This window comes from Xanthovirga aplysinae (assembly GCF_009711365.1).
GTDB lineage: Bacteria > Bacteroidota > Bacteroidia > Cytophagales > Cyclobacteriaceae > Xanthovirga > Xanthovirga aplysinae.
In genome coordinates this window covers 1-4,653 of the sequence record NZ_SMMB01000844.1, presented here as the reverse complement: position 1 = coordinate 4,653, position 4,653 = coordinate 1, and the positions used below count along the sequence as shown (strand labels likewise).

At 38.3% G+C, this 4,653-nt stretch carries 6 protein-coding genes; 5 read left to right on the top strand and 1 reads right to left on the bottom strand.

What is annotated here, in order from left to right:
- Nucleotides 1–40: 40 nt before the first annotated feature.
- The 5 genes from E1171_RS24605 to E1171_RS06630 all read left to right on the top strand — a co-directional run bounded on the left by E1171_RS24605 (nucleotide 41) and on the right by E1171_RS06630 (nucleotide 3,670).
- On the top strand, nucleotides 41–163 hold the full coding sequence (locus E1171_RS24605; RefSeq protein WP_281347204.1) for a hypothetical protein: 123 nt from the start codon (nucleotides 41–43) through the stop codon (nucleotides 161–163).
- Between the two features lie 18 nt (nucleotides 164–181).
- On the top strand, nucleotides 182–952 hold the full coding sequence (locus E1171_RS06645) for a LiaF transmembrane domain-containing protein (protein WP_155205228.1): 771 nt from the start codon (nucleotides 182–184) through the stop codon (nucleotides 950–952).
- 186 nt (nucleotides 953–1,138) lie between these two features.
- On the top strand, nucleotides 1,139–1,849 hold the full coding sequence (locus tag E1171_RS06640) for a LiaF transmembrane domain-containing protein (protein WP_155205227.1): 711 nt from the start codon (nucleotides 1,139–1,141) through the stop codon (nucleotides 1,847–1,849).
- 9 nt (nucleotides 1,850–1,858) lie between these two features.
- Nucleotides 1,859–2,923, top strand: coding sequence for a sensor histidine kinase (locus E1171_RS06635; protein ID WP_155205226.1), 1,065 nt, complete (start codon nucleotides 1,859–1,861; stop codon nucleotides 2,921–2,923).
- A 3-nt stretch (nucleotides 2,924–2,926) separates the two neighbouring features.
- Nucleotides 2,927–3,670, top strand: coding sequence for a LytR/AlgR family response regulator transcription factor (locus E1171_RS06630; protein WP_155205225.1), 744 nt, complete (start codon nucleotides 2,927–2,929; stop codon nucleotides 3,668–3,670).
- Between the two features lie 82 nt (nucleotides 3,671–3,752).
- On the opposite strand, the gene E1171_RS06625 is transcribed toward E1171_RS06630, so the two are convergent.
- Nucleotides 3,753–4,583, bottom strand: coding sequence for an arylamine N-acetyltransferase family protein (locus E1171_RS06625; RefSeq protein ID WP_155205224.1), 831 nt, complete (start codon nucleotides 4,581–4,583; stop codon nucleotides 3,753–3,755).
- Nucleotides 4,584–4,653: the final 70 nt, after the last annotated feature.

Sequence of the window (4,653 nt, the reverse complement as noted above, 5' to 3'; positions counted from 1 at the left end):
TTTTTTATTCAGTTGAGAGGAGAAAAAGGAAGGTTAAAAAATGACTATTATTTACTCTTTTAGTCTGAATGCTAACAACTTTTCCATGTTTACCGATAGAATTTCCGGTTTCACCGATTTCTACTGTACCAGTCTTTTAGGAAGTCGTACTATTGTAACATAATCATTAAATCAAAATATTATGTCTCAACGGTCAACAAATAAAGCAAATCCTTCAGAGAACTCTCAGCCAACCTCTGTGGGTCTAATACTCATTGTACTCGGGTCAATATTTTTACTGAAGAATTTTAATCTTATTCCCTGGGAAGTATCTCACTATATTTTTAATTGGAAGGGAATTATGGTGTCCCTAGGAGCCATTTTTCTAATTACTAAAGAAAATAAGAATACCGGCCTCATTTTGATGACAATAGGCGGATTCTTCATCATTGCCGATGTGCTTTCCGACGAGTTCCGTTGGTTTTGGTACGATTTCCGCAAATTATTTTGGCCTGTTTTACTAATACTCATTGGATTGCTTATTCTCCGTCGCAAAGGAAAAGCTCCCCTATTTAGGGACCAAAATTGGTCGGAGGGTGATCCAACAAAAGGTGTAGGTGGTTATTCAGATCATCTAAACATAAATGCTGTCTTAAGCGGTGGGGATATACGGGTCACTTCAAAAAATTTTAAAGGTGGAAAAATCACGACTATTTTTGGGGGTGGTACTATTGATCTTAGTGCAGCGGAGTTAGCTGAAGGTACCCAGGAAATAGATTTGTTTGTGCTATTTGGTGGAAATAATTTCATCGTACCCTCTGATTGGAACGTCCGTATTGAAGTAACGTCCATATTTGGTGGATTCAACGATAGTCGAAAGTTTTATGCAGATGTCCAAACCGATCACACCAAGGAATTGATTATCAAAGGAACGGTCCTTTTTGGAGGTGGTGAAGTCAAAAACTATGTTTAGATAAGCTACTCATAAAGGAACTCAAAGTATGGGTCGATTCTTTCACTTTGGTTTTTTAAGGGTGGTCTCCCTGAGGAAGAAAATGGGTAGCAAGTTAGCCTGGAAGCAGATTAAAAGGGATACATTTAGCTCATTTCTTTTTCATTAAATCTCGATGTATCTTGCGAATTAGAATCCAAACAGCAAATGAGAAATTACAATACCGGAGATAGATCTAGTCGTATAGGCTTACTTTTCCTTATATTTGGCGTCTTGTTCTTACTGAATAACTTTCATCTTTTACCCTTGAGTCTAAGTTATTTAGTTTTTAACTGGAGAGGGTTTATTCTGCTTATAGGGATTGTGTTACTAGTTAGTAAACCGAATAAACTTCCGGGAATAGTGATGATTTCTATTGCGGTATATTTTATTAGTGTTGAATATTTATGGCATGAATTTGGGATCAATATAGGTTTGAGAAGAATTTTCTGGCCAGCTCTGCTTATAGGTTCAGGTTATTTATTGTTAAAAAAGAAAGAACTTGAAGGTAAAAGAAGAAACGTTGAGTCATCTTTTGAATTTCTTAATGGTTCAAATGTCATGGGTGGGGGTGAGGTCAAAGTTCAGTCACAAAACTTTAGGGGAGGCAAGGTTTCAGCCATTTTTGGTGGGGCCAGCTACGATATGAGCGGATCTCAATTGGCTGAGGGAAGGAACACCCTAGATGTTCTGGCTATATTTGGTGGCTTCACATTCATTGTTCCCTCAGACTGGGATATACAGTTGGAGGTGACCACCTTGTTTGGCGAACTCAGCGACAAGCGCAAATATATAAAGCCTACTACTTCAGGAAACAACAAAAAACTTCGTATCAAAGGATTTATATTGTTTGGCGGGGGTGAAATTAAAAATTATTGATGCGACCTGATGGTAAACCCAATTTTAAAAAATAAAACCTATTTGCTGGCCTACTTCCTATTTTGGGTCATGCTTACTGTGGTGCAAACTGTGCTCCTTCAATGGTCACAGGATCTATATTGGTTACAAGCATTGGTAGAGGCAGGTATTTATTGTTTTGGTTTTTCTTTGGTAGGTTTGGCAATCTGGTATATTGTACGATATACTGACTTGGAAAAAGGGAGCTTATGGAATGCCCTAAGTAGTCACTTAGCTGCCGCTGCTTTTCTGATCTTTATTTGGCTTGAAGCCTCTTATTACCTCACCGCTCTTTTATTGGAATATTCGGGCCCACTTTTGTCTTCCCCAATTCCTGGTCGTGGGTGGAAATTAGCACTTGGGACGGTGTATTACCTATTAATCGTGCTTATTTATTACCTTTTAATTTTTTATCAAAATTATCAGGAAAAGAAGATCAGGGAGATTGAAATGCAATCAGCACTAAAAGAAACCGAGTTAAGTATGTTGAAGGCTCAAATCAATCCCCACTTTATTTTCAACAGTCTCAATTCTATCAGTTCACTCACACTAACTCGACCTGAGGATGCTCATGAAATGATCGTAAAGCTCTCTTCTTTTCTGCGTCATACTATAGGTCATGCCGAGACAGAACTTGTCCCCATTAAGAAAGAGCTGGAGACCATTCAACTTTATTTGGACATAGAAAAACTACGGTTTGGTAAAAAGTTGAACGTAAAATTTGAAGGCTCTAATAGCATACCTGAAGAAGTATTGGTGCCCAATCTCATCCTACAGCCCCTGATAGAAAATGCCATCAAGTACGGGGCCTATGAGAGTATTTCAATCAGTACCATTGAGGTACGTTTATCGTTTTCTGGCAGACAACTAGAGGTAGAAATAATAAACAGCTTAGAGCCGGATGCACTGCCAAAGAAAGGCAAAGGTATTGGACTCAAGAATGTACGTGGCAGGCTTCAATTGATCTATGAGAGTGCAGATTTACTAAAAACCAATAAAGAGCTAGATCAATACAAAGTACAATTGACCATTCCTCAACTCATCAACCAACAGTAAACAATGTGCGCGTATAAAGTAATTATCATTGATGACGAACCACCAGCCAGAGAAGTAATTAAACATTTCCTTCAGGATCACAATGATTTCGAACTTGTAGGGGAAGCGGAAAATGGGTTTGACGGTTTAAAACAGGTCCAGGCACAGCATCCGGATCTCATCTTTCTGGATATTCAAATGCCCAAACTTACGGGTTTTGAACTACTGGAACTGATTGATCAACCACCAGCGATCATCTTTTCTACCGCTTATGATCAATATGCCCTAAAGGCCTTCGAACTTCATGCAGCTGACTATTTGCTTAAACCTTATAATAAGGCCCGATTTGAGGAAGGATTGGCAAAAGCCCGCAAACTACTCAACCAGTCTAAACCACCTATAGCAACTGAGGACCTTGTAAGGGAATATTTGCAGGAACCTATACATAGGATAGTGGTAAAAGACGGTACAAAAATCGATATCATACCAACGGATGAAATCATTCGCATCACTGCCCAGGATGATTATTCTGAAATTATCACGGCAAAAAGCAAGCACCTGAAAAAACAGACCATGAAACATCTGGAGGAAGTTCTGGACCCCAGAAAATTTGTGCGTGTGCATCGATCCTCTATTGTGCAGGTATCTCAGATCGCCAAGATTGATAAGTATGGTAAGGAAACCCATTTGGCTCTTCTTAAAAATGGTGATGAGGTGGTGGTCAGTGCCACTGGTTATGCCAGGCTTAGGGAGCTATTGGGATGGTAGAATCTGGTCGCTGGAAAATGAAACTTACTAATAAAGATGGGGATTAATCCTGTTCGATTTCATTTAATAAACCAAATGGATTTTACTTTTTTTCATAAAGCTTTTTACAGCCTTCAATATTTATATTAATATCAAATTCAGTGGAGAGAATCTTTTGTAGATGTTCTGCTGATTCAATTTCAGTTGTCTTAGTTTTTGCAGGTTTTATCACTTGCAATTCTCGATTCCTTAAAGAAAGGATTTCTTCTTCAAGTACTTTTGAAACCACCAGGTTATTAACAAAGCCCGCTTGAGGGTGTCGATGAGAATAAAAATGGCTTAACAAAAAGTCAGAAGGCGTAAACTCAACAAGATCAAAGCTATATAAAGTTGCAAATTCCCCGTCTTTGAAAATCTGTAAAAGGTATTGGTCTTTTTCTTTTTGATTAATCCGGTAGGTTTGACCCCCTTTACAAACAGTTGGTATTTCACTGAACTTTATGGCTTCTCTTGGTCCCCATGGGCCAAAACCTACATCCACTAGATAACGGTCCCCTTTCAGTTTCAATAGGGTAAGTCGGTGGGTTCTGGGAGCATCAATATCTCGATTGTTTAGGACTCTGCCTAAAAAGGGACGAACCTTGAATTGTAACTCTTCCAAAACTTGATACAGGAGTTTGTTATGTTCGAAACAATAGCCTCCCCGCCCTTGTGTCACAATTTTATGAAATACATCGGAGGTTTCAAGAGAGATTAATTCCTTCCCCAAAAGCACTTCAATACTGTTAAAAGTAAACGTTGCTATATGTTTTTTGACTAGCTCATTAACAAATTGAATGGTATGTTCTTTCCCACTGTAATCTATATTTAAGCGCTTCAAGTATTTTTCAGATAGATCCTGTGCAGACGATTTTTTAACTTTTTGTTCTTTCATCTCTGGTTCCTTTAATTTTTAAAAAGTGTGCTAATATTTTATGTGAATACATTTTTTAAGAGAGAGTGTG

Coding starts and splice junctions, on each gene's coding strand:
- E1171_RS06645 (WP_155205228.1), top strand. CDS start 182: ATGTCTCAACGGTCAACAAATAAAGCAAATCCTTCAGAGAACTCTCAG.
- E1171_RS06635 (WP_155205226.1), top strand. CDS start 1,859: ATGGTAAACCCAATTTTAAAAAATAAAACCTATTTGCTGGCCTACTTC.
- E1171_RS06630 (WP_155205225.1), top strand. CDS start 2,927: ATGTGCGCGTATAAAGTAATTATCATTGATGACGAACCACCAGCCAGA.
- E1171_RS06625 (WP_155205224.1), bottom strand. CDS start 4,583: ATGAAAGAACAAAAAGTTAAAAAATCGTCTGCACAGGATCTATCTGAA.
- E1171_RS24605 (WP_281347204.1), top strand. CDS start 41: ATGACTATTATTTACTCTTTTAGTCTGAATGCTAACAACTTTTCCATG.
- E1171_RS06640 (WP_155205227.1), top strand. CDS start 1,139: ATGAGAAATTACAATACCGGAGATAGATCTAGTCGTATAGGCTTACTT.